This is a genomic window from Acidobacteriota bacterium, assembly GCA_019347945.1.
Lineage (GTDB): Bacteria > Acidobacteriota > Thermoanaerobaculia > Gp7-AA8 > JAHWKK01 > JAHWKK01.
The window spans coordinates 152,869-179,050 of the sequence record JAHWKK010000004.1 but is presented as its reverse complement, the minus strand read 5'-3'; the positions used below and the strand labels follow the sequence as shown (position 1 = coordinate 179,050).

Here is a 26,182-nt window from a genome sequence, read left to right as displayed (position 1 = left end):
GACCATCGCGAGTCTGCTCAAGGCCCGTCTCCCTTCAGCCCGTATTATATCCCCCTCGTTCGGATTGTCACCCCCAAAATCGGAGGTTCTCACGCCGTAGACTGCAAAAATCAGCGCTTTTCGCTGGCAAAGAGGACGACGATCGACTTTCCGTTGAGCCTTCCGATGGTCCCCCCATCGATTTCGGCGACACCGACATCCTCGAAGAGGGGAGAGAGAATGTTGTCCCGGTGCCCCGGCGAGGCCATCCACGAGTCCACCAGAACCTCCGCGGTTTCGAATCCCGCGGCAAGATTCTCACCCGCCGTACGATAAAGATAGCCGCGAGGGTGGAGCCAGACGAAGGGGCTTCCCCCTTCGATCGGGTGACGATGCCCCCAGTAGACGCGGTCTTCCATATCCTCGATCCGATCCATCGCGGCGAGGTGAAGCCGCTCGTCGGCTCTCAGCGGCGGCAGGCCCTCTCCGACCCGCCGGAGGTTGATCTCTTCGACGATCGACTGGACCGTGATCGGGGCCCGATCGGTCGCGGCTGTCGCGGCGCAGGAGCCCGCGACGAGCAATACGACGAGGATTTTCAGCCTGTTTCTCATGCCTGATTCGGTACGCTCATGAAAAATGTACAAGCTTTTCCCGTCCGGGATTCCACCCACGCTTTGCCGCCGTGTTTTCTCACGAAGCGGCGACACTGGTCCAGATCCTTCCCGGTCCTGACGTCGGACTTCGGATCCCAGACGAACCCGGGGTCGAAGATCACATCGCGATACTCCTCCGGAACGATCGGGCCGTTGTCCATGACGAAGAAGAGGAGGATCGGCGAGCCCTTGTGGTCCATCGTCCGGACACCGAGCACGATCTGCCCGCCCGAAGGAACGTAGCGGAGCGCATTTTCGACATAGATTGCGAGCGCCTCTCCGAGCCCGCGGATGTCGGCGAACTTTGCGGGCTCGGCGGGCATATCGATCCGGATCGTCGTCTGCTTCCGCTCGGCGACCGAATGGAATCGCTCCCGGAGATTTTCGAGGAGCGTCGGAAGCGAGTCCGGCTCGCCCCGCTGCTCACCGATATCGGTCGACAACTCCAGCGTCGACAGCGACTGATCGATCACCGTGGCGGCGTCGCGCAACAGCTGGGGAGCGCCCGGTCGCTTCCCCGCGGCCTCGAGCGACTGACTGAGGGACCTCAGCGGCACCACGACCGCCTCCCGGATGAACTCGAGCCCGGCCGTCGCCACGTCGACGGGCTCGTCCGGCTCGAAGACGACGACGCGGGTGTCAGCGTCGAGCGACACCACGTGGAGCCGTCGAGGGCGACCGTGCACGACGGCGCTGCGGCGTCCATCGACGAGCGTGCTCACGTCGAGCGAGAGACCAGCCCTCAGAGACTCCGCGCTGATCCCTCCCTCGAGCTCCGAAAAGAGCTGGCGCGCCATCTCCGTCGCGGCAACGACGTCCCCCGACCGGATCAGGAGCGCGGCGACACGCCCCGCATTGAGGACCTCGACCAGCCCCTCGAGCCGGCCGGTCCCCGGCGCAGCCGCCGGAGTCGGATCCAGGACGGGCGGTGCCTTTCTGCGCGGCCGATCGCAGGAATCGCACAGGATCCGTCCGCCCGAGACCGGGTTGCTGCAGAGTACGCAGGTCGTAGCCATCGTCTTCTCTTCGGTCGCCCGCCGAGTCGCCATTATGCCCCCGATCGCGCCAAAGGGAAGCTATCGCCGCGAGCCCGGCAGCGGCAGCAGCGTCGAAAAGCTTTCCCCTCGTCGTCCTGAGCGATTGACCGACGCAACGCGCCGGTGAAGCGGAAATGACACCCGTGATTGCAGAAACAACCGAACTCGCGTACTCAAACCAACATCATCCTGAGCGATTGACCGACGCAACGCGCCCGTGAAGCGGAAATAAAAACCGGAGCCCGCAAAACTCCGCACCCCATACTCCAACCGACGTCGTCCCGAGCGGGCGGTCGGGTGGGCAAGCGAGGGACCTTGCAGGGTGGGACATCAGGCCAAGCGAAGCGCTGCAAAAGGTCGAAGTCCGACGGCGAAGGATCTGGGGGCAGGCTCGTGAGAGAAAGTGGCGAGTGAGCGGCAATGTGACTCACGATCCCCCGCCCAGATTCTTCGCCGGCGCTGCGCAGGGCGCAGAATGACGAGTTGTGAAGGCGTCGACCGTGTCCGGGGAAGCTCGTAAATCGCGGTTGAAGAGGCTGGCGCGACCTCAACCGGTTCTCTCGGGCTTTCGATTTGCGGAACAGCCCGCTTAGACTCTCCTCCCGATGTGGCCGCTTCGACTCGCCCTGGCTCGATTCCGTCCCGCTGACGCGGCAATGGCCACGCGGGTGAGTCTCGTGGCCGCGATGTTCGCACTCTTTCTCGTGGCGGACTTCGCTCTTTTTCGAAAGCTGTTCGATCTCGTCGCGGGAATCGAGGCGGCGACGCCCTTCTTCGCGATCGGCCTTCTGGAGAACATTCTGGGTCTTCTCTTCCTCATCGCCACGATGACGCTGCTGTTCTCGGCGATGACGACCTCGATCGGTTCGCTCTTCAACGATCTCTCGCTCGAGCTCTATCACTCCTCACCGACTACACCGCTGGCAATCGCGCTGCGACGGTGGACAACGACGTTCATTCAGAGCTCCTGGCTCGTATTCTTCTTTCTGCTTCCTCCGATCGTTGCTCTCGGCATTCAATACTCGGCCGGATTCGCTTTCGTTCTGATGACGACGATCGAGCTGCTCGTCCTGCTCACGATTCCCGTCAGTCTCGCGGCCATTCTGATCGTCGTTCTGGTCCGGTTTTTCCCGGTGCGTCACGTGCAGCAGATCGCGGCCACGCTCGGAATCGTAGTCATCTCGCTCGCGGTGATCGGCTTCCGGCTCGCGCGACCAGAACGGCTGTTCGGCGACATTCAGACCGATGAGCTTCGCGTCGTTCTCGAGACGATCACCTTTCCCGAGGCGCAGCGATGGCCTGGCCACTGGCTGGCGAGCTCGATCGAAGGACGGCTGCTCGCAGGTTCGAGCTGGCGATTCGATTACGATCTGCTCGTTCTCGCCCTGCTGCTTTTCGTCATCTACGGATTGATCTCATGGCGTGTGTACTTCGACGCGTGGGTTCGCGCGCGGGAGACCTCTTCTCCGCAGATGATCGGAGCGAGTCCGATCTCGAGGGTCTTCGACAGGCTCGCCCAGGGACTGAAGCCCGCGACGAGGGCAATTCTCGGCAAGGAGCTGAAGGTCGTCACACGAGACGCGGCGCAATGGTCACAGCTAATGATGATGGCGGCGCTTCTGATCATTTATCTCTACAACATTCAGATGATGCCGCTCGAAGGGGATGCCCGCGCGGCGATTCTCGCCTGGCTCAATCTCGGGATGAGCGGATTCGTGATCGCGGCGATCTGTCTTCGCTTCGCGTATCCCTCGCTGACCGCGGAGGGGCGGCAGTTCTGGCTGATCCGCAGCTCTCCGCTGTCGATGCGGCGCCTGCTCTGGGTGAAGGCTCTCGCATACGCGGCGCCACTCACCGTTCTGGCTCTGCTGCTGACAGTTTTCGCAAACACGCTGCTCGATGCGAGTCCTCTGATCTGGGCGTACACGATTCCGTCGTCCGTCGTGATCACGTTCACCCTCGTTGCCCTCGGTGTGGGGATGGGGGCGAGGAACCCGAGACTCGACTCGGACAATCCGCTCGAGGTGGCGCTCTCGCTCGGCGGGTTCGGCTACATGGCGATCTCGCTTCTCTACGTCGGCCTGATGATGGTGCTCTTCGCGCGGCCGATGCAGCGATTCGTTCTGAAGATCGTGTTCGCCGTCGAGACCCGCGGATCGATCGCCGCCGTCGTCATTCCGATCGTGGCCGCGCTCGCAATCTCGCTCGTTCTCACGATTCTTCCGATCGAAGGTTCGGCGAAGCGGCTCGACCGCACCTGAGCTGCGCCCTGACAGCGATCGTGATCAGGCAAACGCCGCAGACGTTCCGCACGCTCGGCTGGCGTCATTCCTCCGAGTGAACCGTCCCGCGGATTCTCCGCGCCCATCGCTTCGTGACCAGACTCTCTGGCTGTACAATCCCCCCCTTTTCAGCGTCACGCCCTTATCGGTACGAGGTCCGAGCTGAGGTCCCCGACAAACGGCGCTCCGGTCGGAACGGCTTCTGAAATCGAGGTGTGTGTAGTATCGTTACACACCACATGGTACGAGTTCAGGTTCTACTCACCGAGGAAGAGAGGGAAGCGCTTCGTCACCGGGCTGAGCGGGATGGACAGTCTCTGAGCGGATGGATTCGAGAGGCTGCGATGGGGAAGCTCGAGAGCGTCGATCAGACGACGGCGTCCACCGAAGAGCTGGCGGAGTTTTTTTCAGCTCGAGAAGATGAGGAACATGGCCCCGAGCCGGACTGGGAGGATCATCTCGCCGTGATCGATCGCTCGAGAAGGGGTCATTCCTGATCTTCGTCGACACGAACGTATTCATGTATGCGGTGGGGCGAGAGCACCCGTTACGGGCCCGTGCGCAGAAGTTCTTTCTGGATGCAATGCGCCGTGAGAGTCGTTTCGTGATCTCAGCCGAAGTGCTTCAGGAACTGATGCATGCGTACGTGTCGGTCGGCCGGGTCTCCACCCTCGATGCAGCGCTGGAGCTCGTCGCGCGAACCGTTTCCGAGATCTGGCCGCTCGAGCCGGAAGACGTCAGGTTTGCCCGTGCTTTGATCCGGGACCACGGAACGCTCGGAGCCAGAGATCTGCTCTACCTGGCCTGCTGCCGCCGCCGAGGCGTCGACCGAATCAAGACCTTCGACAAATCTCTCGACTCTGCATTCAAGGGAAAGTGACGCCTCGGATTTTTGCTCGAGGAAGGCGAACGGATCGTGGAGCCGGCTGCGCCTCTCGAATCACGCTATGCGAACTTCACCGGCGCCGGCCGGCGTGACGATCTTCCCGTCGTTCGGCCGGAGATAGATCCGGTGGTCGGTGCCGGGAGCGAGCTCGTTCTCGGTGCCGTTGATGGAGAACTTGAACATCACCTCGTCGGCGGCGCGCGGGTAGCTGCTGACGATCGTGTCGCGGTCGAGGGCTCGCGCGACGAACGGGCCCTGGATCACCGAGGTCGGAGTGATGGTGAACGACTCCGACTGGTAGACGACCTGCTCTTCCGCTCCGGTCACGAGAGCGATCGATGCAAGAACGGCGGCGACGATGCGCCCGGGGCCCGGCATGAGAGTCTTGTAATCCCGCTCAATCGAAATTGCAACCGAAGCCGGGGACGCCAACGTTTCGCCGCGGCCGGCCTCTTTGCGGCGTCGCGGGACCGCGGCCGGCTGAAAGAGAATGCTTCCAAAACACCATCGCCTCCGATTCGTATAAAGTCCTCGACAGACCGATGAGCTCGCTGCCGCCCGAGACACCACCACCGCCTCCGCCACCCGGCGACGTTCCTCCGCCTCCGCCGGGCGGGCCGTCCGAACCACCTTTCCGGGGCGCGATGCCGCCGGATCGCAAGCTCATGCTGATCCTCGCGTACTGCGGAATCTTCAGCGTGATTCCCCTCTTCGCCGAACGCGACGATCGGGAAGTTCACTGGCATGCGAAGAACGGGCTCGGCATCTTCATCGCCGCGATTCTCGGGGCTATTGTGCTCACGATCGTCGGCAGTATCGTATTCGGCGAAGACGGCTGCCTCAGCGGCTGCGCCTTTCATTGCATTTATTCGCTCGCTTTCATCGCACTTTCAATCGCAGCGATGGCCAAAGCTCTCATGCGCGGGCGTCTCAGAATTCCTTTCATCAGCGATCTCGCCGACCGGTTCTGATGGCGGGTTCCGAGGGACATGATCTCGGCGCGCCCGGCGATTTCCCCATCAGAACGCCACCGAGGCCTCCGGCTGCCGGGCTGATCCTCTTTCTGAATGCCGTGCTCGTCTGCGTCGGATACTTTCTCATCGGACAGTGGAGAAAGGGAGCGAGCGTACTCGCAGGCTTCGTCATCCTGACCGTCGGAACGTTGTTTCTCGGCGCCCCTCTGGTGCCGCTCGTTCTCGTCCTGACCGCCGCGGACGGATACCTGCAGACCCGTCATCTGCACGCCGGCCACCGAATCGGTCACTGGACGTTCATGCAGAACCATCTTTGAGGATCGACAGCGTCGGGGCCTCGCGGCGGTAAGGCGTTTCGTCCACCGCGCGGCGGACGTTCGAGAGCTCGATGCCGTGGATGGAGTCGAGGCCGTACCCAGCGAGCTTCTCGCGAGCCGCCTCGATCAGTCGCAGCGCCCCCGCCTCGTTGTCCCGCTCGAAGTGATAGTGCGCTGCCGCCAGCTGGATCAAGGCCTGGAGCGCGAGCTTCGTCTCCCCTTCCGACTCGAGCCAGACCGCTTCCCACGCCTCGTGGGCCTCCCAGTATTGCCCGTCGTTGAACAGAGCCCGGCCCGTTTCGATGTTCGTGCGGACGAGATCGTCGTTCATCCGAGGCGTTCGCAGACCGCATCGGCGAACGCGCTGGTCGAGCCGTCTCCGCCAATGTCTCTTGTGGTTCGGTCGCGCTTCGCAATCGCGTCGATCATCGCGCTCTCGACTCGTCCGGCCATCTCGTTCTCGCCGATGTGCCTCAGCATCAGGACCGCTGACTGAAGCAGCGCAGTCGGATTCGCAACGTTCTGTCCGGCGATATCGGGCGCGCTTCCGTGCACCGCTTCGAAGACGGAGAGACCGATGCCGATGTTCGCTCCCGCGACGATTCCGAGCCCGCCGACGAGTCCAGCCGTGAGATCCGAAACGATGTCGCCATAGAGATTTTCGAGCAGCAGCACGTCGAACTGCTTAGGATCCTTCACGAGATGCATGCAGAGCGCGTCGATGATGCGGTCGTCCGCCTGAATGTCGGGATACTCCTCGGCGACTTTCTGAAAGCAGCTGAGAAACAGCCCGTCCGAAAGCTTCATGATGTTGGCCTTGTGAACGGCGGTCACACGCTTACGCCCGTGCGCGACGGCGTACTCGAATGCGAACCGCGCCACTCTGGTCGAGGCGACCTCCGTGATGACCTTGAGCGATGTGATGACGCCGGGCACGACCTCGTGCTCGAGGCCGCTGTAGAGACTCTCGGTGTTCTCGCGCACCACCACGAGGTCGACGTCCTGGTAGCGGCTCTCGATCCCCTCGAGAGACCGCGCGGGCCTGAGGTTGGCGTACAGATTGAGCGCCTTTCGCAGCCCGACGTTCACCGACGTGAAACCCTTGCCGATCGGCGTTGTGACCGGACCCTTCAGGGCGACCTTTGTCCGCCTGATCGAGTCGAGCGTCGCCTCGGGGAGGGGGTGCAGGCCCTGCTGGACCGCTGTTTCGCCCGCGATCTGGACGTCCCAGTCGACCTCGAGGCCCGCACAATCGAGGATTCGCAGGACCGCGTCCGCGACCTCCGGTCCGATTCCGTCCCCCTTGATCAGCGTGATTTCATGTTTCAATGTCCACTCCCCTCCGTCACGGCTCCCCCGCGCTCACTCGTCGGCCTTCGGAAAGAGGCGTGCGAGGTCCTCGTATTCCGGAAGCTCGTCGGCACATTCCCGAATCGTCCGAAGGGCAGGACCGACGTAGTCGAGGTAGTGCTTCCTGTCTCGTGTGACGGCCTGCATGGCGAATGTCCCGAGCGTCTTGATCGTCCGCTGCAGCAGCGCTTCGTAATATCGGCCGCGGCCCCCGGAGTCGAGTGAGGTGAGCTCACCGTATTTCGCGAGCGCTTCCTGCTCGAATTCTCGCCCGAGGATCTCGACCATCCCACGGTCGCGCAGCAGCGAAGCGAGATCGTAAGTATCGGGACCCATCCGAAGATCCTGATAATCGATGATGTAGATACGGCCGTCGTGAGCATGAATGTTCTCGCCGTGATAATCGCGATGACAGAGAACGTAGGGGTGCGCGACGAGGCGCTCGGCGAGGCTCTCGAACCATCGCCGGAGCTCCCGGTGAAGCTGATCGTCCGAGCCTCCGAGGAGCTTCTGGAAGTAGTACTCATCGGTGAGCCTGAGCTCGGAGAGGAACTTTTCCTGATTGAAAGGGGGGTTGAGATCGCTCGCGTCTCCGGCAGCCTTCTGGAACTCGACGAGAGTCTCGATCGCCTCGAGGTAGAGGCGCCGCCCGCGAACCGGGTCCTCCCGGAGAATGCTCGACAGCGTTTCGTCGCCGGCGTCCCGCTGCCCGATTGCAAATTCGCAGTGGCGGACGATCTCGGGAACGCTCCCCGTTTGCCGCACCGCCTCGAAGGCGGTGATGAACGATCCCACCTGGTCCCGGATCTGTTCGGGATAAAACGCCACGATCCACGGTCCGGATTCGGATTCAACGCGATAGTACGTCCTCGTCGACGCATCACCTCGCACCGGCGTCGCACTCCAGTCGTTTCCCAGCCATGCGTCCAGAAAGTCCCTCAGCTCGGAGGGTGTCGAGTTTTCTTCGGTCGGCCCGGGCCTGTTCAGGCGTCGGCCTTCCGCACGGTTGCACTGACGATGCTGACCGGCTGATCCGGCCGGTCCTGCGCACCGCGTGGTGCATTGACGATTTTGTCCGCGACATCCATTCCGGAGACCACTTCCCCGAAAGCGGAGTATTGACGGTCGAGAAACGGCGAGTCGCTCACCACGATGAAGAACTGCGAGGAGGCGCTGTCGGGATGCTGCGAGCGAGCCATCGAGACGATCCCTCTCTTGTGGGAGACGTCGTTGAACTCTGCCGCCACATTGTCCTCCGCTCCTCCCGTCCCCCAGGTATGGGGAGCACCAGACTTCGTGTTCGGGTCCCCCCCCTGAATCATGAATCCGGGAATCACGCGATGGAACTTCGTTCCGTCGTAAAAGCCACTCTCTGCCAGCTCGATGAAGTTCCGGACGTGGTTCGGTGCTTTGTCGGGAAAGAACCGGATCGAGATCGTTCCGGCCCCGGTTTCCAGATCGACGATTGTGTTCTCGAGTTCTTCTACGGTCATTTGGACCTGCTCTTCCTCCGCGGCTGCGGTAATCTGGTTCTGAGTATCGGAATCGGTGACTGTGGCGTCGGCGGGCTCATACTCTTCCGTGTAGCCGACATCCGTGCCTTCCGTACAGGCGAACAGGCCCAGGGTCAGAATCACCGCCATCGAAATTTGTTTCATCATTCTCCTCCTCCAGCGAGCGTCGAAAGCAAAGGGCACTCCGACGGCCTCCAACCATCGCAATGTTCACGCCGGGACGCCGGTCAGCGGCATCGCGAACGGCTGCTTCTGCTTTTCATCTGGCGTTTCCCGGGGCCATTTGCCGGATCCTTCCCCAGTAATCAGCACCCGAGAGCCACTGTCCCCCGTCGATCACGAGATTTTCACCGGTGACATACGACGCGTGGTCCGAGAGGAGCCAGCTCGCGGTCGTGGCGATCTCTCCGGGGTCCGCGAACCGCCGCAGGGGAATCGTCTGCCGGATCCCCTCGGCCACTCTCTCGTCCGGAAACAGTTTCTTCGAGGCGCCCTCCGTTTGAGCGGGGCCCGGAGCCATCGCGTTGACCCGGATGCCGAAGCGTGCCCATTCGACGGCCAGCGTTCTGGTCATCGCGAGCACTCCGGCTTTCGCAGAAGCCGAATGCACGACTCCCGGCGCGCCCGTCCAGGCGTAGTTGGCGATGATGTTGAGGATGCTGCCGCCGCGCTCGGCCTCGATCAAGCGACGGCCGACGCTCGAGGTACAGAAAAACGTTCCGTTGAGAACGATCCCGATGACCGCGAGCCACCCGTTGGGCGTGAGCTCGGAGGAACGCGCGATGAAGTTGCCGGCGGCGTTGTTCACGAGAACGTCGACCGGTCCGATGTCGGAGAAAACGCTCGCGATCGCATCGTCGACCACTTGCGGATCTCTCACGTCGAGCTCACGAAAATCCGCTGCGTCCGCACGGCCCGTTGCCTCCCTGATCGATTCAACGGCGGGCTCGAGGTGCTCGCGGCTCCGGCTGGCAAGGACTACCCGCGCTCCGAGACGCGCCAGCTCCGAGGCTATGGCCAACCCGAGTCCGGTGCCGCCACCGGTGACGACCGCGATGCGATTTTCGAAGGTCTTCTCAGGTAACATGCGCGTAGAGTATATGGCGAACATGTGGAGGCACTCAGTGAAGAGAAGAAACCAGATTTTGCCAGCAGTCGTAGTCGCAATTTCCGCTCTGATCGTGATCTCGTGCGAAGAGCGGCCGGTCATGGACGAGGACGTTCCCGACGCGACGCAGGAGGCGCAGCGAACCTACGAGCTTCGCGGAACGATCGTCAGTCGGGACGAGCAGGCGAATACCGTGACCGTCGATCACGAGGCCATCGGTGACTGGATGGGAGCGATGACGATGAGCTTTCCCGTACGGGGAGCCGACGTCGGTGACCTGCCGGCCGATGGTGAGACGATCACCGGGACGGTCAACGTCAGCGGCACCGAGTACTGGCTGACCGACATCTCGATCGGCGCTCCGATGCCGCCGGGAACAATGACGGGGATGACTCCCGGCGAGACAGACGACGCGACGCCGGATGAATGATCGCCCGCCGGCGTCGGCCCGGCTCAGCCGCCGCTGAAAGCGACGAGCATCTCGATCTCGTCGCCGTCGGCGATCGTCTTTGCGCGTTCGCCGTGCAGAATCATCGCTCCATTCACGGCGAAGTTGTAGAGCTCGTCATTCGGATCGAAGCCGTCTATCTCCCGGGAGAGAAAGTCGATCAGCTCCCCGAGTGTGCCCGCATCGGTCCTAACGGTTCTCACGCGCTCGTCCGCACGGGGCGCCAGCGTCTCCGGAAGTCGCAGCCGAATCGAACGTACGCCTGCGGCAGTGCTGCTCACGCTCCGAGAACCTGTTCGAGCTCGCTGCGCCATTCGGGAACCGGCAGCCCTTCGTTCGTGTAGCCCGACACTTCGTAGTAGCGATCGAGCATCGCGTCGAACTCCGCGCGGTCGATCAGCTCGCCGGCGAAGGGTCCTGTCTCGATCGGCTCCTCGAACCAGCGCCGCGGCAAAGTATCGGCGGCCCGCCGCACGCCGAGCCGGGCATTGATCAGTCGTTCGACGGCATTGATCTCCAGACCGATATGGTCGAGATCTTCGACTGACTTCTCGATCCCCGCAACGTTCGACAGCTGCGCCGAGAACTCCTCGTACCCCGGGAGCGAGGGAGAGTTGAAAAGCTTCGTCGTGAACCTGCACATACCGACGGAATCGCCCACCCCGTAAATGTTCTCGCAGCGGCGGACGCCGATCTCCTTGCCGTCATAGCTGTTGGGCTCGGAGCTCACCTCGCCCCAGTAGAGCTTCCGCTTGAACTCGGCATCGTCGTTGATCTTCGCGTTGATCTCGAGAGTGACGCGGTTCCGGAGATGGTCCATGCCGCGTGTCGCCACGGCGAGACCCAGCGCGAATGCCTTCAAAATTCTCGCGTCGTGCGGATCGCTCTGGGCGAGCCCCTTGACGGCCATCAGCGAATCGAGCGCCTCCTCGGGATAGTGGCCCTTCTCGACCGCGCGCGTCGAGTCCGCGATGACATTGCCGAAGCCTTGTCTCGCCGCGGTCATGAAGAGAAGTCGTTCGATGCTCTCCGCGTTACCCCAGCTGAGATCGAGATCGCCAACCTTCTCCGCGTCGATGAGTCCCTTCTCCCACAACTCCATCGCCCATGCGATCGCCGATCCGGTCGAAGATGTGTCGAGCCCGAGATCGTTGCAGATGTTGTTGAGGCGCAGGACGTCGGTCACCTCGGAGATCCCGACATTCGGGCCGAACTTTCCGAGCGTCACGTACTCCGGCCCATCACCCTTAACGTAACGGTCCTGTTTGATGCCCGAGACGCCGGTGAGATCGTTCAACGGGCGGCAATTGACCGGACACGCGAAGCATCCGACCATTCCGGGCCGGTAGTCGTCGATGTTCTCCGCGTCGAGCGCGTCGGTCCAGGTCGTTTCCATGTTGTTCTTGGTCCCCATCGCCGACATCATTCGCGATGGCTTGTAGAGGAACGGTGTACCGCGCGTCTTCAATGCATTCTTCACGACGGAGGTTCCGAGGAGCTTCATCGCAATGTCGCGATTCGTTCCCTTGTGCGGAACCCGGGGAGTGAGATCGTGGCCGCGCCCCTTCAGCAGAATCGCCTTGAGGTTGAGCGAGCCCATTTTGGCGCCGGGTCCGCCGCGCGCCCAGATCGACTTCGGGCCCGCCATGATCCCCGAGCAGAGAACGAGGTTCTCGCCGGCTTTGGTAATCGAGGCGAGGCCGAAGTCGCGCCCCTCCTTGCCGTGCTCCTCCGAGATCCGCTGGCGGAAGTCGATGTTGTCGAGGCCGGCCCAGCGTGACGCATCCTGAAACTCGACTTCGCCTCGCTCGATCTTCAGCATCGTCAGCGACCGAGCTCTTCCGTACAGGACGATGTGATCGATTCCGCCGAGCTTCATGAAGCTGGGGAAGTAATCGCCTGCGTTCGAATCGAGGATGACACCGCTCTCGGGCGACCAGGACGTGACGTTGCCGCGCGATGCAGACGGAAGGAGAGAGGTCAGGATCCCGGATCCGAAGATCAGCGGAGTCTCCTCGCTCATCGGCTCGAGGGTTTCGTCGAGGAGATTGTAGAGGAGGAACATGTTGACGCCTCGTCCTCCGAGAAACCGCTCGGCGATCGAAAGTGGAATCCACGCCCGGGTGACCGTCCGGGCAGCCAGGTCGATGAACAGCGTTGCTCCCTGCGTCGGATACTGCTGGCCGCTCGCGAGCCGTCTGGTCAGCTTTTCGATCTTTTCGTGGATAGACATGTCTCGTTCTCTATCTAACAACAGTTGGCGCGGGCGCTGCAATTCAACCAGAAACCGAAAGGAGATTCGCCATGTGCAAACACGAAGGATGCAGCTGTCACAACACGAAGCTCGACGGTTACTGCAGCGAGTCCTGTCAGCAGGGCAAGACCGATGGAGGGAAGTGCGCCTGCGGCCATGCCGAGTGTAACTGATTCGGGCGGATCGAACCGCCATCCTGCTCGGGTGTAAACTCGGGACCGATGCGCATCCGACTCCTCGCCTTCGCGGGGCTCCAGGACGTTCTGGGCGCCCGCGAGCTTCCCTTCGAGATCCCCGCGGGCTCGACCGTCACCGACGTCTGGGAGCTGCTCGCCGAACGGAACCCCGCTCTGCGCGCAGTTCCTCAGCCACCCGCCGCCGTCAACGAACAATATGAGCGAGAGAATGTGAAGCTCAGCGACGGCGACGAGCTCGCCTTCATTCCCCCGGTCTCGGGAGGATGACGTGAGACTCACGTCCCACCCGATCGATACGGCCGCGCTCCGTTCAGCTCTCGTGAGAACGACCGACGGAGCCGTCGTAGTGTTCGAGGGAATCGTCAGGGATCATCATGAAGGCCGGGCCGTATCCCATCTCGAGTACGAGGCCTACGGTTCGATGGCCGAGCGCGAGATCGAGACGATTCTCGAGTCGATCCACACAAAGTACCCCGGCGTCGCTGTGGAGATCAGGCATCGCACCGGCTCGCTTCGCATCGGAGAGATTGCGGTCGCGATCGTTGCGGTCGCTTCCCACCGCGCCGAGGCTTTCGCCGTCTGCCGGGAAGTCATCGATCGGGTCAAGGAGACGGTTCCGATCTGGAAGAAGGAGTACGGTCCGGACGGCGAGCGGTGGGTTGGCTGGCAGGGGGAGGAGGCCGGTAAAACGAATGCCTGAAGTCGACCGCGAGCAGCTCCCTCCCCGCTCCGGTGAGAGCTTCGACGAGGAGGTCCCGGCCCGCCCGGCCTCCAGCGTGATCGTCCTGCGCGACGACCCGTTCGAGGTTCTCATGATGCGCAGAACTCCGCAGAGCACCTTCGTCCCGAACGCCTGGATCTTCCCCGGCGGCGCCGTCGAGCCCTCGGACCGCGACATCGCCGCACGGCTCGGTGGAGACGAGACGATGGCGCACAGGGTTTGCGCTCTGCGCGAGCTGATCGAGGAGGTCTCGATCGGTCCGGACGGGGCGATCCCCGTCGAACGCCGGGACGCATTTCTCGCGACCCGCTTTCCCGACCTCACCAGGGAGTTGCTCGACCGACTCGTGCCGACGTCGCGATGGATTACGCCGGTCGGCGTACCGAAGCGATTCGATACGTGGTTCTATCTCTTCGAGGTTCCCCCTGGTACCGATGCGGTTCATGACGAGATCGAAGGCGTCGACCATCGGTGGATCACACCCTCCGACGCACTCGAGAAAGCGAGCTCGCGAGAGATGCCGATGCTCTTTCCGACGCTGCGGAATCTCGAGGCCATCGCCGGGTTCAGCTCGCCGCGCGAGCTCCTGCAGTCACGAAAAGATTTCGTCATTCGACCGGTTCGGCCCGTTCTCGTCGTGGAGAACGGCCGCACCCGCATCGAGCTCCCGGGAGAACCGTGATCCGGGATATTCGTGCCGACAATCCGGGGCCGTTCACTCTCGACGGCACCCGAACCTGGATCATCGGCGATGCGGTAATCGTCGATCCGGGTCCTGCCGACCATCGCCACGTCGATGCGCTGCTCGAAGCGGTCCCCGATCCCGAAGCGATTCTCGTGACGCACCGTCACGCCGACCATGCCGGCGCGATCCCGCTGCTCCGTTCCAGGGTGAGCGCACCGGTCCATGCGCCCGAGGGTGCCGTTGCGGATGCGCGCGTGGTTCGTGGCGGAGAGTTTCTCGAGCTGGCCGGAATCACGATCGAGGTCGTGGCGACTCCCGGCCATACCGGCGAGCACGTTTGCTATCTGACCTCACGAGGAGAGCTGTTCACGGGCGACACGATCCTCGGAGCGGGGACGACAACGATTTTTCCACCCGACGGAAACATGACCGACTATCTCGAGAGTCTCGCGCTGCTGCTTTCGCGAGAACCGGCAGTCATCTATCCCGGTCATGGTCCGGCGCGTCACGATGCGATCGAGCTGATTCGGGAGTACATCGAACATCGCGAGATGCGATCGAGGGAGATCCTCGATGCGCTGAAGAGCGGACCAGCCGGTGTACGCGCTCTGCGCGAAGCCGTCTATCTCGACCTCGACCCGCGCCTGCACGGCGCGGCGGAAACCCAGATCGGCGCGCATCTCGAAGACCTCGAGCGGCGGGGCCTGGTGAGGCGTTCGAACGCCGAGTTCGAGCTCGACCCACGCTGAAGGCTCAGAACATCGTCGAGTATCGGCACGGCAACACTCGCTTACTCCTTCGGATCTGAACGCTCCTGATGCAGCGCATGGAGAATTTCCAGCTCGATCAAATCCTTCGGGCGCGCCGCGGCTCCTTTCATCCGCATGAGATCGTCCAGGGAACAGACAAGAATGACCAGCCCTTCGCCGAGGTCGATCTCCTCCGCATTCGTCCGCAGGTCGGCGTAGCCCGTCGTACCGCTTGGTGTCGCGAGGCAGTCGAGGTTTCCGCAACTCGTCTCGAATGTGAAGCTGTCGCCGAGCCTGATCGTTCGCTCGTCCAGCTGAAACGGCAGCTCGGCAGGCCATTCGCGTGGTCGAGCGTCGAGCGCCTTCAGCGCTCCAGCCAGCGATTCGCGTGCGTTCGCGTCGCTCCGGTCATGGCAGATATCGAGATCGTTCGTGATGGTTGGCGATCCCAGGATGTTTCCGGCAAAGCCGCCGACGATGATGAATCTCACGTCGAAGCGCCTCAGGGTCGAGAGCAGGCCCAGAGGATCGAAGGGCGCGGTCACTTTGGCAGCCGCTCTCGGAACGCCTGCAGGTTGCGGGCTTCCCTGACTGCCAGACGGACCCGCTGCGCCGGCGTGAGCGCAAGGCGCTGACGGATCAGCGTCCGATCGACACCCGTTCCCTTTTCAGGGGGCCCCGGTCCCTCTTTCCTGCTGGCTGGCATCTGACGATTCTAACGCCAGGGAGGCCCCTGAAAATCTCGAGGGGCACTCATTCAGTCTCTTCAGTATCCGACCGCCTTACATCCCACCCATCGCTCAGGTTTTGTCTGCGGACGACGGAGTGCGATCTCCGGGAATGGACGCCCGTACCCAACGCGTTGTCAACCATATGAAACGTACGACTCTTATGGTTGATGAGGAGCTGCTTGCCGAGGCTGTGCGCCTCAGTGAAGAGCGAACGTACTCGGCCACCGTCGATCGGGCTCTCCGGGACTTCGTCCGGCGGGCGCACGCCCGCACGATTCTGGAACTGCGGGGCAGCGGTGCATGGCGGGGCGATCTCGCCGCGATGCGCGGTGACTCCACCCCCGGCTCGGAGCGCTCAGGGGAGTGATCCTCGTCGACACCAGTGTCTGGATCGAGATGTTTCGATCCACCGCGCCGCTCGATCTGGAATCCGTCGTTTCGTTCGACGAGATCGTGACCTGCCTCCCGGTCATTCAGGAAGTCCTTCAGGGAATCGACGACGAGCGCGCCTTCCGTCGTGCCGAGAGCGCCGTGGTTGCGTTGCCGATCGTCGAGAATCCGCTGTCGTCGCAGGTCTTCGACGACGCGATCAGCCTCTATCGGAGCGCAAGGCGGCTGGGTATCTCGGTGCGGTCGAGCGTGGACTGCCTCATCGCGGCGTGCGCACTGCGTAACGGACTCGAGGTACTACACTCCGATCGCGACTTCGACGGCCTGGCGCGGGTATCGGGTCTCCGCGCGAGACGTCTTCACGCGTAGCGTCAGTCGCATCCGGCGCCTTCAGCGTGAGCTCGTCACGCATGACTTACCGTCGCCTTTCCGCATCGTATCCGGAAAACCGAGAAGAATCGCGCCGGATTTTCCGATGAAGAGGTAGCGGACACCTTGAGCCGCGAACCGTTCGCGAATTTCTTCCGCCTGGCGGTATTCGAAGGCGCGCGGCATGCCTCTTCCGTAACCCAGCCAGTCGGGAAGGTTGGTTTCGCACCATTCCCGATAATCCGCCATTGAGTCGAACGATCGGAACTCGGCATCGTCCATGACCGGCTTGTACGTCCGGATGAATGCATACTTCATCCTCTGCCGAAGAGGGCGCGAAGCGGCTGCCTCGAACTCCGCGACCCACTCGCTGCTCTGTTCATGCGCAACTGGGATCGATCTCATTATGGCGCATCGTAAGGCACTGCTTCTTCCGGCCCACCGCCCGGGCCGCGCCGAGCTGCGAAGGCGCTCGTCAGCTCGTGGCGACTTCTTCCGAGACCTGCGCCCGATAGCCGCACTCCTTGTCGGAGCACTGCTCGATGTGGCCTTCGCGCTTGAGATGCTTCTCGACGAGAAACTTCTTGTCGCATTGCGGGCAGGGGCGCGGCACCGGCTTGGCCGAAAGCGAGAACTTGCATTTCGGATAGCGGTTGCACGCGTAGAACACTCCTCGGCGAGACTGCCGGCTGACGATGTCGCCCTCGCCGCATTCGGGGCACTTAACGCCGGTCGGCTCCGAGGCGGACTTCGACGCTTCTCCACCGATCTTGCGGATGTTCCGGCATTCAGGATAGGCCGAGCAGCTGTAGAAGGGGCCGTATCGGCCGCTCTTGAGCGTCATGTCGCTTCCACACTTCTCGCAGGGGGGCTGGGGCGTTTCATCGATGCCGGCCTTCAGAAGCTGCGGGTCTTTCGTGTTCCTACAATCGGGGTAGCCGGTGCAGGCGTAAAACTTACCGAAGCGGGATCGCTTCAAGGTCATCGGCTTGCCGCACTTGTCGCACTCGATCTCTTCTTCCTGTTCGCTATCTCCGGGTTCTTCGCCGATCTCCCGTGTGGTCTTGCACTCCGGATAGGCGGAACAGGCGAGAAACTCGCCGTATCTACCGAACTTGATGACCATGTCGGAGCCGCAGGTTTCGCACTTCTCCTCGGTGGCGATGCCGGTCTTGACCATCGGCATTTTCTTTTCGGCGGTATCGAGGTCCTTTCCGAACTTCGCGCCGAACACCGAGAGAGCTTTCTGCCAGTCCGCCTTTCCCTCTTCGATCTCGTCGAGCTCGTCTTCGAGCTTCGCCGTGTAACTTTCGTTGATGAGATCGCTGAACGACTCCTGCAGCAGGTCCGTCACGACGATTCCGAGGTTCGTCGGCGTGAACTTCCCCTGATCTTTGGTCGTGTAATCGCGCGACTGGATCGTCTGCAGAATCGAGGCGTAGGTGGAAGGTCTGCCGATTCCATTCTCTTCCAGAGCCTTCACCAGCGTCGCCTCGGTGAATCGTGGCGGAGGCTGTGTGAAATTCTGCCGGGTGTCGAGAGGACCGACGCGCTCGAGAGCCTGACCTTCGGTGAGATTCGGCAGCGATGCCGGTGAATCGTCCGACCCGCTCTCGTCGGTCGCTTCCTTCAGCTGTTGCGCCTCTCCCGTGGCCAGGAGAAATCCTTCGAACCGAAGCACCTCGCCGGAGGACTTGAAGATGTAGTTGCCGTTCTGTACGGAGACGTCCGTGACGTCGAACAGCGCGGGTTTCATCTGCGAGGCGAGGAACCGCTCGTAGATCAGGCGGTAGAGGTTGTACTCGTCCTTCGAAAGGTACTGCCTGATCGATTCGGGGTCGAGCTCCATCGATGACGGGCGGATCGCTTCGTGGGCTTCCTGCGCCGCCTTTTTCGATTTGTAAACGTTCGGTTTCTCGGGAAGATGATCCGGGCCGAACTTCGCGCCGATCGTATCGCGAACCTCGCCGATCGCCTCGTCGGAGACGCGCATCGAATCGGTACGCATGTAGGTGATGAGGCCGGTCAGACCGCGTGATCCGAGCTCGACGCCCTCATAGAGCGACTGTGCTACGGACATCGTCTTCCGGACCGGATAGCGATAGCGCCGGGCCGCTTCCTGCTGAAGCTTCGAGGTCGTGAAGGGAGGCTGGGGCCTCCTCGTCTTCTCCTTCTTCCTGATCTCGGAAACCGAGAAGGATCCCTGCTCGAGGTCGCTCTCGATTGCCCTCGCGGACGCCTCGTTCTCGATGACGGCTTTCTTTCCGTCGACCTTTGCCAGTTTAGCGATGAACTTCGGGGGCTCCTGGGCGGCGAGAGTTGCGGCGATCGTCCAGTACTCCTCCGCGACGAACGCCTCAATTTCCCGCTCCCTGTCGACGATCATCTTGAGCGCGACCGACTGAACGCGACCGGCGGAAAGGCCGCGCTTCACCTTGTCCCACAGCAGCGGAGAGAGCTTGTATCCGACGAGCCGGTCGAGGACGCGTCTCGCCTGCTGCGCATTGACCTTGTTCATGTCGAGCTCGGTCGGAGCCTCCAGAGCCTTCTGCACAGCGGACTTCGTGATCTCGTGAAAGCGGACGCGTCGAACTTTGCCGGCGTCCTTGCCGAGGATGTTCTGGACGTGCCACCCGATGGCTTCTCCCTCGCGGTCCGGGTCGGAAGCGATGTAGATGGCGTCGGCTGCCTTCGCCGCCTTGCGAAGATCCCGCACGACGTTCTCCTTCCCCTTGAGGGTGACGTATTTGGGTATGTACGTCTCTTCGTCCACGCCCAGCTCGTTCTTGGGCAGGTCGCGGATGTGGCCGACGGACGCTTTGACCGTGTAGTCCTTCCCTATGTACTTGCCAATGGTCTTCGCCTTGGCGGGCGACTCGACGATGACGAGATTCCTGGCCAAAAAGTCGGCTCCTTTCTCCTGAGTCGAAACGTTCGAGACGAACGGGACCGGTCCATCGGGTTATTCCGGGCAATCTTTGGAAGCGACCGCCGCAGCCGAAGGCTGCGAATATTTTGCGGGCGCGAGAGAGAACAGCGGATCAGGCTTTCTTTTTCTTCGTTTTGCGGCCCGTCGACCGCTTGGATGCCGCCTTTTTCCTGCCGCTCTTCCGTTTCGCCGCCTTCTTGGCAGTTTTCCGAGAAGCCTTCGCCGCGGAAGCGGCGACCTTCGGCGGTTCGGGCTTCTCGACCGGCTCGCGCTCCACTTCCGCTTTCTCCTCGAGCTCCTGCCTGCTGATGCCGAGCGCCTCGGCGGCGGCATCGGTATCGCCACCGTGAACCGCGAGGACTTCGTCGATGACCATCTTTTCGATCTCGGCGAGCGGACGGCCCATCGGAACGGAGATGCTCGTGCTGCGCCGGCGTCTCATCTCGCCGGTCACCATCTTCGCAGGGAGCGAGTCGACCGTCAGCGATTCGTTGCGAGCAAGGATGTAGGCTCGATTGACCACGTTCCGGAGCTCGCGAACGTTACCGGGCCAGTCGTAGCGCTCGAGCGCCTCGAGAAAGTCGGGGTCCATTCTCTCGACCTTCTTCTCTTCATCTTCGCTCAGCTTCTCAATGAAGTACCAGACGAATGTCGGGATGTCTTCCTTCCGCTCGCGGAGTGGAGGGACCTCGATCGGAAAAACGTTCAGCCGGTAGTAGAGATCTTCGCGGAGCCTTCCTTCTTCGATCGCCTTGAGAGGATCGCGGTTCGAGGCCGCGATGATTCTCGCGTCGATCGCGATCTCCTCGTTTCCACCGACCCTACGGAACTTCCCCTCTTCGAGTACCCGCAGAAGCTTGACCTGAAGGTCGAGCGGCATCTCGGTGATCTCGTCGAGAAAGACCGTTCCTCCCTTCGCGGTCTCGAAGTAGCCTTCACGTCGCTTGATCGCGTTGGTGAACGCCCCTTTCTCGTGACCGAAAATCTCCGATTCGATCAGAGTCGGCGAGATGGCTCCGCAGTTGAAGGCGATGAACGGCTTGTTCTTCCTGCGGGAGAGCGAGTGAATCGTGTTCGACACGACCTCCTTCCCCGACCCCGATTCGCCGACGATGAAGACGTTCGCATCGGTATCGGCGACCATCTCGATCTCTTCGAAAAGCCGCTGCATCGCGGACGAGCGGCCGACCAGATGCCCGAGAGTTCCCATCTTCTGAAGCTGGCGTCGGAGCTCGAGCACTTCCTGTTTCAGGTCCTGGCGGTCGGTAATGCCTCGAAGCATCACCTCAAGCCTCTGCAGATCGACCGGCTTGGTGAGGTAATCCTCCGCGCCTTCCTTGAGCGCATCGACCGCCGTGTCGACGCTCGCATGCCCCGTCAGGATGATCATCGGCAGGTCTGGATACCGAGACTGGACGTCCCGCAGCAGATCGAGCCCGTCCCCGTCGGGAAGAACCAGGTCGAGCAGCACGACGTCGGGTACCAGATGATCGATCGCCTTCCGCGCAGTGTTGACGTCATACGCGACTTCTGCCTCGTATCCCCACTCCTCGACGACGTCTGCCATGCCGGCGGTCGTCGCGCGATCATCATCAACGATCAGAACTCGTTTCATTCCGCCCTTCCCGGCATCTCGAGAATAAAAGCCGTTTCGTCCTCGGCATGTTCCATTTGCAAGGAACCACCAAACGCCTCCGCCATCAAGCGCGCCGTTGCAAGCTCGAGCCGGGGCTTCTGCGAAGCGTCAGTGTAGTAGAACTTGAAAATCTTTCCTATTTCCGCTGAATCGCGCGGAGCTCCACGGATCGTCAGCCGAAATTGCTCCTGTTCAGCCTCGAAGGTGGCCTCCGCGCCCTCGAGCGCATCTCCTCCCCCCGAGAGAACATTCTCAGCCAGCTTCCTCAGAACCGCCTCGGGGACCCGCGCCTTGAATTCATTACTGGATTCACGACTGACCTTCAGTGAGATGCCCAGCTCCCGGGCAACCTCCGAAATAATCGGCGAGACACGCGACTCGGATTCATCGTGCTCGACTCCGAGGAGCGAGAACAGAGCGTCCATGATCTGCGCAATGCGCCGGAGCTCGCGTTCCGCCGAAGCGCAATGTTCGAGACGCTTCTGATCGGGATCTGGCTCGCGAAGCAGCGACATCCGGAGGAGCTCCAGATTGAGCACGGCAATGTTGATCGGAGTCTTGATGTCGTGAGCGACGTCTTTGCTCCGCCTTCGGATGGTCGTGTCCCAGCTTTGAGGGGGGCGAGACATTCGGCTCCGGTCAGCCGCGCCGCGCCAGCGAGATCATGCTGACCGATTCCTCGAGCTTGGCCTGAGCTGCGTTGAATCCCTCATCATGCGAGGCGAGATCGGCGAGCTCCGTTTCCGCCTCCGCTTTCATCCGTTCCGCGGTGGTGACGTCGATCTCCGAGGGACGGGTCGCTCCCTCGGCGAGAACGATCACTCTATTCGGAAGGATCTCGGCGAACCCCCAGCGAATCACCAGGTGCTCCTCTTTACCTCCCTGCCGGTAGGTCATCGTGCCGACGCGCAGCGCCGCGAGCAGCGGAGTATGACCCGGCAATACTCCGAGATAGCCGTGGTATGCCGGGAGGACGACCTCCTCGACCTCGGCCTCGAGGACCTGGCGCTCCCTCGTCACCACCGTCAGGGAGAGACTCTGATTTCCGTCGGCCATCGTCTCAGGCTGCGCTTCTCATTCGCTCAGCGTGCTCCAGAACCTCGTCGATCGTCCCCTTGAGGAAGAATGCCTGTTCCGGAATGTCGTCGTGCTTGCCGGCCACGATCTCCTGGAAGCTCTTGATCGTGTCCTCGATCTTCACATATCTCCCCTTGAGTCCGGTGAACTGTTCGGCGACGTGGAACGGCTGGGAGAGGAATCGCTGGAGCTTCCTCGCGCGCGCCACGATGATCTTGTCCTCTTCGGAGAGCTCGTCGATTCCGAGGATCGCGATGATGTCCTGAAGGTCCTTGTACTTCTGGAGAACGGCCTGGACCGAGCGCGCCGTCTGGTAGTGCTCCTCGCCGAGGATCCTGGGGTCGAGAATTCTCGAAGTCGACGCGAGTGGGTCAACCGCGGGGTAGATGCCGAGCTCGGCAATCTGCCGGGAGAGAACCGTGGTCGCGTCGAGATGGGCAAACGCAGTGGCCGGTGCGGGGTCGGTGAGGTCGTCGGCCGGGACGTAGATCGCCTGGACCGAGGTGATCGAACCGTTGCGGGTCGAAGTGATCCGCTCCTGAAGCTCACCCATTTCCGTCGCGAGGTTCGGCTGATATCCGACGGCGGAAGGCATTCGACCGAGCAGCGCCGAGACCTCGGATCCTGCCTGGGTGAACCGGAAAATGTTGTCGACGAAAAGGAGGACGTCCTGTTTCTCGACGTCGCGGAAGTACTCGGCAACCGTGAGACCGGTCAAACCCACGCGAAGACGAGCGCCCGGCGGCTCGGTCATCTGGCCGTAAACAAGAGAAACCTTGCTCTTCGACTGATCGTCGGGATCGATGACCTTCGACTCGGTCATCTCGAGATAGAGGTCGTTCCCTTCGCGCGTTCGCTCGCCGACACCGGTGAAGACCGAGAACCCGCCGTGCTGCAGGGCGACGTTGTTGATGAGCTCCTGAATGAGAACCGTCTTTCCGACGCCGGCGCCACCGAACAGTCCCGTCTTACCACCCTTGGAGTACGGCTCGAGCAGATCGACGACCTTGATTCCAGTCTCGAACATCTCGACCTCGGTCGACTGCTCATCGAACGGAGGCGCCGCGCGATGGATCTCCCAGTGGACGTCGGAATCGATCGGGCCGCGCTCGTCGATCGGCTCGCCGAGGACATTCATGATCCGCCCGAGAGTCGGTTTTCCCACGGGAACCGAGATCGGATCGCCCTGATCGATCGCCTTCATCCCACGGACCATTCCCTCGGTCGGCTTCATCGCGATGCAGCGCACCTGACCTTCGCCGATGTGCTGGGCGACCTCCGCCACGACGTCGATCGGGATGCTGCCGAGCTCACCGTCGTCGAAGATCCGGATTGCGTTGTTGATCGCCGGCAGATGACCTTCTTCGAACTGAACATCGACCGCTGGTCCGATGACCTGGACGACCCGACCGGCCTTTGCGCCGCCGCTCGCCTTCGTTTTGTCGTTAACTTCCGTCATTTCGTAGCCTCTCCTGATAAAAGTCGTGAGGATCCGTTGCTATCCGAGAGCCGAGGCCCCGGACACGATTTCAATGATTTCATTCGTGATCGACGCCTGCCGGATTCTGTTGTATTGCAGCGTCAGGCTTTCGATCATCTCGCCGGCGTTCTTCGACGCCGAGTCCATCGCGGTCATCCGCGCGCCCTGTTCCGCGGCCGCCGACTCGAGCAGGACCTTGTAGATCTGAAACTCGATATGTTTGGGGAGCAATTGCTCGAGGATTTCCCTGGGCGAGGGCTCATAGAGATAGTCGACTTCGGGGGTTTCGGATTCGACGCGCTCGACCGGAAGGAGCTTCTCGATCCGCACGACCTGCGCGATCACCGACTGGAATTCGTTGTATGCAACGTAGACTGCGTCGTACTTGCTTTCGGCGTAGTCGTCGATCGCGATCTGGGCGAGCTCCCGCGCATTCTCGATCGAGAACGCCTGAAAGAGATTCGTCTCCTGATGTCGGATCGGGATGGTGCGGCGACGAAAGAAGTCCGCCCCTTTTCGGCCGATCGGCATCAGCTCGACCGTCTCCCAGCCACGCTGGGTGATCGCCTTCTGCGCCTGCTTGATGACGTTCGCGTTGAATGCGCCTGCGAGACCTTTGTCTCCGCTCACGATGATGAGCAGGACGTTCTGCTCCGGTCGGACCTTCAGAAGCGGATGTTCATCGAGATCGGCCCGCGCGGTCACGGAGCTGAGCACTTCGTGCAGCGCGGCGGCATAAGGACGCGCCGACGTGATTCTTTCCTGGGCGCGACGCAACTTCGCCGCTGCGACCATCTTCATGGCCTTCGTGATCTGCTGCGTGTTCTTGACGCTGCGGATCCGGCGTCTGATGTCGATCGTACTAGGCACTCGCGGCGACCGCCTCCTGATCCGCGTTGTCCGCAACCCATGTCTGCTTGAAGTCGCTGATCGTGTCCTTCATCTCGGCGACCATGTCGTCGTCGACCTTCTTCGCGGTGCGGACGCGCTCGAGAAGATCGCTCCTCTCATCCTGAAGGTGGCGGTGCAGGTCGGCTTCGAACGGAAGGACCTTCTCGACCTCGAGGTCATCGAGAAATCCCTGGGTGCCTGCGAAAACGGACATGACCTGGAGCTCGACGGGGAGTGGCGAGTATTGCTTCTGCTTGAGAATCTCGACGAGTCGCTTACCACGATTCAGCTGCGACTGGGTCGCCTTGTCGAGGTCCGACCCGAACTGGGCGAATGCAGCCAGCTCGCGGTACTGCGCCAGATCGAGACGGAGCGTGCCCGAGATCTGGCGCATCGCTCGAATCTGCGCGGCCCCGCCGACCCGGGAGACCGACAGGCCGACGTTGACCGCCGGCCGCACTCCGGAGTGAAAGAGGTCGGTCTCGAGATAGATCTGGCCGTCGGTAATCGAGATGACGTTGGTCGGAATATACGCCGACACGTCGCCCGCCTGGGTCTCGATGAACGGCAGAGCGGTGAGCGATCCCCCTCCATTGGCATCGCTGAGCTTGGCAGCGCGCTCGAGCAGTCTCGAGTGAAGATAGAAAACGTCGCCTGGGTAGGCCTCACGGCCGGGGGGACGACGAAGCAGCAGCGAAATCTCGCGATATGCCTGTGCGTGCTTGGAAAGATCGTCGTAGATGCAGAGGGCGTGCTGGCCGTTGTACATGAAGTACTCGCCGAGCGCGCATCCGGCGTAGGGTGCGAGGAACTGCAGAGGGGCGGGCTCGGAGGCCGAGGCGCTGACGACGATCGTGTGCTCCATCGCGCCGAACTCTTCGAGGGTGCGGACCACCTGCGCGACGGTCGACTTCTTCTGGCCGATCGCGACGTAGACGCAGATGAGTCCCTGTCCCTTCTGATTGATGATGGTGTCGATTGCGATGGCGGTTTTCCCGGTCTGGCGGTCTCCGATGATCAGCTCACGCTGGCCTCGTCCGATCGGAATCATCGCGTCGATCGCTTTGAGCCCGGTCTGCATCGGTTCCTTGACGGGCTGCCGGTCGATGACGCCCGGCGCGATCCGCTCGATCGGATACTGCTCGGTGGCTTCGATGGGCCCCTTGCCGTCGATCGGCTGCCCGAGCGGGTCGACGACCCGTCCCACCATCGCGGGGCCTGCCGGAACCGAGATAATCTTGCCCGTGCGGCGGACCTGATCGCCTTCTCGAACGTGGCTGGTTTCGCCCATGAGCACGGCTCCCACGTTGTCCTCCTCGAGGTTCAACGCGAGGCCGAAAACGCCGTGAGGGAACTCGAGCATCTCGTTCGCCATCACGCGATCGAGTCCATAGATGCGTGCGATGCCGTCGCCGACCGACAGCACCGTGCCGACCTCCGCGACATCGACACCTTCGTCGAACCCGGCGATCTGCCGGCGGATGATCTCGGTGATCTCTTCTGCTTTCAGGTCCACTGCCAT

The 26,182-nt window shown here is 62.1% G+C and carries 30 protein-coding genes and 1 pseudogene; 12 read left to right on the top strand and 19 right to left on the bottom strand.

The window, feature by feature from the left end:
• Nucleotides 1-110 precede the first annotated feature (110 nt).
• Together KY459_04370 and KY459_04365 are read right to left on the bottom strand one after the other, a co-directional pair.
• On the bottom strand, nt 111-593 hold the full coding sequence (locus tag KY459_04370; GenBank protein MBW3563941.1) for a hypothetical protein: 483 nt from the start codon (nt 591-593) through the stop codon (nt 111-113).
• Entirely contained in the window at nt 590-1,651 is a 1,062-nt protein-coding gene (locus KY459_04365) for a HAMP domain-containing histidine kinase (GenBank protein MBW3563940.1), read from the bottom strand. Before KY459_04365 ends, KY459_04370 begins: the two co-directional genes overlap by 4 nt.
• A 626-nt stretch (nt 1,652-2,277) precedes the next feature.
• On the opposite strand from KY459_04365, the gene KY459_04360 reads away from it, so the two are divergent.
• The 3 genes from KY459_04360 to KY459_04350 all read left to right on the top strand — a co-directional run bounded on the left by KY459_04360 (nt 2,278) and on the right by KY459_04350 (nt 4,834).
• Nucleotides 2,278-3,933, top strand: coding sequence for a hypothetical protein (locus KY459_04360; protein ID MBW3563939.1), 1,656 nt, complete (start codon nt 2,278-2,280; stop codon nt 3,931-3,933).
• Nucleotides 3,934-4,193: 260 nt separating this feature from the next.
• Entirely contained in the window at nt 4,194-4,451 is a 258-nt protein-coding gene (locus tag KY459_04355; protein MBW3563938.1) for an antitoxin, read from the top strand.
• Nucleotides 4,448-4,834 carry a type II toxin-antitoxin system VapC family toxin gene (locus KY459_04350; GenBank protein MBW3563937.1) on the top strand — a complete coding sequence of 129 codons (387 nt, stop codon included), beginning with the start codon at nt 4,448-4,450 and terminating at the stop codon, nt 4,832-4,834. Before KY459_04355 ends, KY459_04350 begins: the two co-directional genes overlap by 4 nt.
• Before the next feature lie 60 nt (nt 4,835-4,894).
• Here the strand turns inward: KY459_04350 and KY459_04345 are convergent, their stop codons facing one another.
• Nucleotides 4,895-5,218: a hypothetical protein gene (locus tag KY459_04345; GenBank protein MBW3563936.1), complete on the bottom strand. Its 324-nt coding sequence runs from the start codon at nt 5,216-5,218 to the stop codon at nt 4,895-4,897.
• Nucleotides 5,219-5,505: 287 nt separating this feature from the next.
• Here KY459_04345 and KY459_04340 point away from each other — a divergent pair, with 287 nt between their 5' ends.
• Both KY459_04340 and KY459_04335 read left to right on the top strand, forming a co-directional pair.
• On the top strand, nt 5,506-5,811 hold the full coding sequence (locus tag KY459_04340) for a hypothetical protein (protein ID MBW3563935.1): 306 nt from the start codon (nt 5,506-5,508) through the stop codon (nt 5,809-5,811).
• Complete coding sequence (locus KY459_04335; GenBank protein MBW3563934.1) at nt 5,811-6,131, top strand: hypothetical protein; 321 nt, start codon at nt 5,811-5,813, stop codon at nt 6,129-6,131. The genes KY459_04340 and KY459_04335 overlap by 1 nt, the downstream gene beginning before the upstream one ends.
• On the opposite strand, the gene KY459_04330 is transcribed toward KY459_04335, so the two are convergent.
• The 5 genes from KY459_04330 to KY459_04310 form a co-directional block, all read right to left on the bottom strand.
• A complete protein-coding gene (locus KY459_04330; GenBank protein ID MBW3563933.1) occupies nt 6,112-6,462 on the bottom strand; it encodes a DUF309 domain-containing protein in 351 nt (116 codons plus the stop codon). The genes KY459_04335 and KY459_04330 overlap by 20 nt on opposite strands.
• The gene (locus tag KY459_04325; GenBank protein ID MBW3563932.1) at nt 6,459-7,460 is read right to left on the bottom strand and encodes an isocitrate/isopropylmalate dehydrogenase family protein; all 1,002 of its coding nucleotides are present in this window, start codon (nt 7,458-7,460) and stop codon (nt 6,459-6,461) included. Before KY459_04325 ends, KY459_04330 begins: the two co-directional genes overlap by 4 nt.
• Before the next feature lie 33 nt (nt 7,461-7,493).
• Nucleotides 7,494-8,372 carry a phosphotransferase gene (locus KY459_04320; protein ID MBW3563931.1) on the bottom strand — a complete coding sequence of 293 codons (879 nt, stop codon included), beginning with the start codon at nt 8,370-8,372 and terminating at the stop codon, nt 7,494-7,496.
• A 92-nt stretch (nt 8,373-8,464) separates the two neighbouring features.
• Entirely contained in the window at nt 8,465-8,974 is a 510-nt protein-coding gene (locus KY459_04315; GenBank protein ID MBW3563930.1) for a peptidylprolyl isomerase, read from the bottom strand.
• 280 nt (nt 8,975-9,254) lie between these two features.
• Complete coding sequence (locus tag KY459_04310) at nt 9,255-10,082, bottom strand: SDR family oxidoreductase (protein MBW3563929.1); 828 nt, start codon at nt 10,080-10,082, stop codon at nt 9,255-9,257.
• A 37-nt stretch (nt 10,083-10,119) separates the two neighbouring features.
• Between KY459_04310 and KY459_04305 the strand changes: the two genes are divergently transcribed.
• Entirely contained in the window at nt 10,120-10,533 is a 414-nt protein-coding gene (locus KY459_04305) for a copper-binding protein (protein ID MBW3563928.1), read from the top strand.
• A 23-nt stretch (nt 10,534-10,556) separates the two neighbouring features.
• Here the strand turns inward: KY459_04305 and KY459_04300 are convergent.
• A pseudogene (locus KY459_04300) lies at nt 10,557-12,784 on the bottom strand (MoaD/ThiS family protein).
• Between the two features lie 242 nt (nt 12,785-13,026).
• Here KY459_04300 and KY459_04295 point away from each other — a divergent pair.
• From KY459_04295 to KY459_04280, 4 genes are read left to right on the top strand one after another with little or no spacing between them, the layout of a single operon-like run.
• Nucleotides 13,027-13,269: a MoaD/ThiS family protein gene (locus tag KY459_04295; protein MBW3563927.1), complete on the top strand. Its 243-nt coding sequence runs from the start codon at nt 13,027-13,029 to the stop codon at nt 13,267-13,269.
• A 1-nt stretch (nt 13,270) separates the two neighbouring features.
• On the top strand, nt 13,271-13,702 hold the full coding sequence (locus KY459_04290) for a molybdenum cofactor biosynthesis protein MoaE (protein ID MBW3563926.1): 432 nt from the start codon (nt 13,271-13,273) through the stop codon (nt 13,700-13,702).
• Nucleotides 13,695-14,405: an NUDIX hydrolase gene (locus KY459_04285; GenBank protein MBW3563925.1), complete on the top strand. Its 711-nt coding sequence runs from the start codon at nt 13,695-13,697 to the stop codon at nt 14,403-14,405. The genes KY459_04290 and KY459_04285 overlap by 8 nt, the downstream gene beginning before the upstream one ends.
• A complete protein-coding gene (locus KY459_04280) occupies nt 14,402-15,157 on the top strand; it encodes an MBL fold metallo-hydrolase (protein ID MBW3563924.1) in 756 nt (251 codons plus the stop codon). The genes KY459_04285 and KY459_04280 overlap by 4 nt, the downstream gene beginning before the upstream one ends.
• Nucleotides 15,158-15,198: 41 nt before the next feature.
• On the opposite strand, the gene KY459_04275 is transcribed toward KY459_04280, so the two are convergent.
• Nucleotides 15,199-15,702, bottom strand: a complete 504-nt coding sequence (locus KY459_04275; protein MBW3563923.1) for a hypothetical protein — start codon at nt 15,700-15,702, stop codon at nt 15,199-15,201.
• Nucleotides 15,699-15,863 (bottom strand): hypothetical protein, encoded by a 165-nt coding sequence (locus tag KY459_04270; GenBank protein MBW3563922.1) that lies wholly within the window; start codon nt 15,861-15,863, stop codon nt 15,699-15,701. The genes KY459_04275 and KY459_04270 overlap by 4 nt, the downstream gene beginning before the upstream one ends.
• Before the next feature lie 167 nt (nt 15,864-16,030).
• Here KY459_04270 and KY459_04265 point away from each other — a divergent pair, with 167 nt between their 5' ends.
• Both KY459_04265 and KY459_04260 read left to right on the top strand, forming a co-directional pair.
• Nucleotides 16,031-16,255, top strand: coding sequence for a type II toxin-antitoxin system VapB family antitoxin (locus tag KY459_04265; GenBank protein MBW3563921.1), 225 nt, complete (start codon nt 16,031-16,033; stop codon nt 16,253-16,255).
• A complete protein-coding gene (locus KY459_04260; GenBank protein MBW3563920.1) occupies nt 16,252-16,647 on the top strand; it encodes a PIN domain-containing protein in 396 nt (131 codons plus the stop codon). Before KY459_04265 ends, KY459_04260 begins: the two co-directional genes overlap by 4 nt.
• Nucleotides 16,648-16,668: 21 nt before the next feature.
• Here KY459_04260 and KY459_04255 read toward each other — a convergent pair whose 3' ends face one another.
• From KY459_04255 to atpA, 8 genes are all read right to left on the bottom strand, one after another.
• Complete coding sequence (locus KY459_04255; protein ID MBW3563919.1) at nt 16,669-17,052, bottom strand: hypothetical protein; 384 nt, start codon at nt 17,050-17,052, stop codon at nt 16,669-16,671.
• Between the two features lie 70 nt (nt 17,053-17,122).
• A complete protein-coding gene (gene topA, locus KY459_04250) occupies nt 17,123-19,549 on the bottom strand; it encodes a type I DNA topoisomerase (protein MBW3563918.1) in 2,427 nt (808 codons plus the stop codon).
• A 139-nt stretch (nt 19,550-19,688) separates the two neighbouring features.
• Nucleotides 19,689-21,191: a sigma-54 dependent transcriptional regulator gene (locus KY459_04245; GenBank protein MBW3563917.1), complete on the bottom strand. Its 1,503-nt coding sequence runs from the start codon at nt 21,189-21,191 to the stop codon at nt 19,689-19,691.
• A complete protein-coding gene (locus tag KY459_04240; GenBank protein ID MBW3563916.1) occupies nt 21,188-21,841 on the bottom strand; it encodes a hypothetical protein in 654 nt (217 codons plus the stop codon). The genes KY459_04245 and KY459_04240 overlap by 4 nt, the downstream gene beginning before the upstream one ends.
• A gap of 10 nt (nt 21,842-21,851) precedes the next feature.
• Nucleotides 21,852-22,268, bottom strand: coding sequence for an ATP synthase F1 subunit epsilon (atpC, locus tag KY459_04235; GenBank protein ID MBW3563915.1), 417 nt, complete (start codon nt 22,266-22,268; stop codon nt 21,852-21,854).
• A 4-nt stretch (nt 22,269-22,272) separates the two neighbouring features.
• Nucleotides 22,273-23,748, bottom strand: coding sequence for a F0F1 ATP synthase subunit beta (gene atpD, locus KY459_04230; GenBank protein ID MBW3563914.1), 1,476 nt, complete (start codon nt 23,746-23,748; stop codon nt 22,273-22,275).
• 39 nt (nt 23,749-23,787) lie between these two features.
• Complete coding sequence (atpG, locus tag KY459_04225) at nt 23,788-24,639, bottom strand: ATP synthase F1 subunit gamma (protein ID MBW3563913.1); 852 nt, start codon at nt 24,637-24,639, stop codon at nt 23,788-23,790.
• The gene (atpA, locus tag KY459_04220; protein ID MBW3563912.1) at nt 24,632-26,176 is read right to left on the bottom strand and encodes a F0F1 ATP synthase subunit alpha; all 1,545 of its coding nucleotides are present in this window, start codon (nt 26,174-26,176) and stop codon (nt 24,632-24,634) included. Before atpA ends, atpG begins: the two co-directional genes overlap by 8 nt.
• Nucleotides 26,177-26,182: the final 6 nt, after the last annotated feature.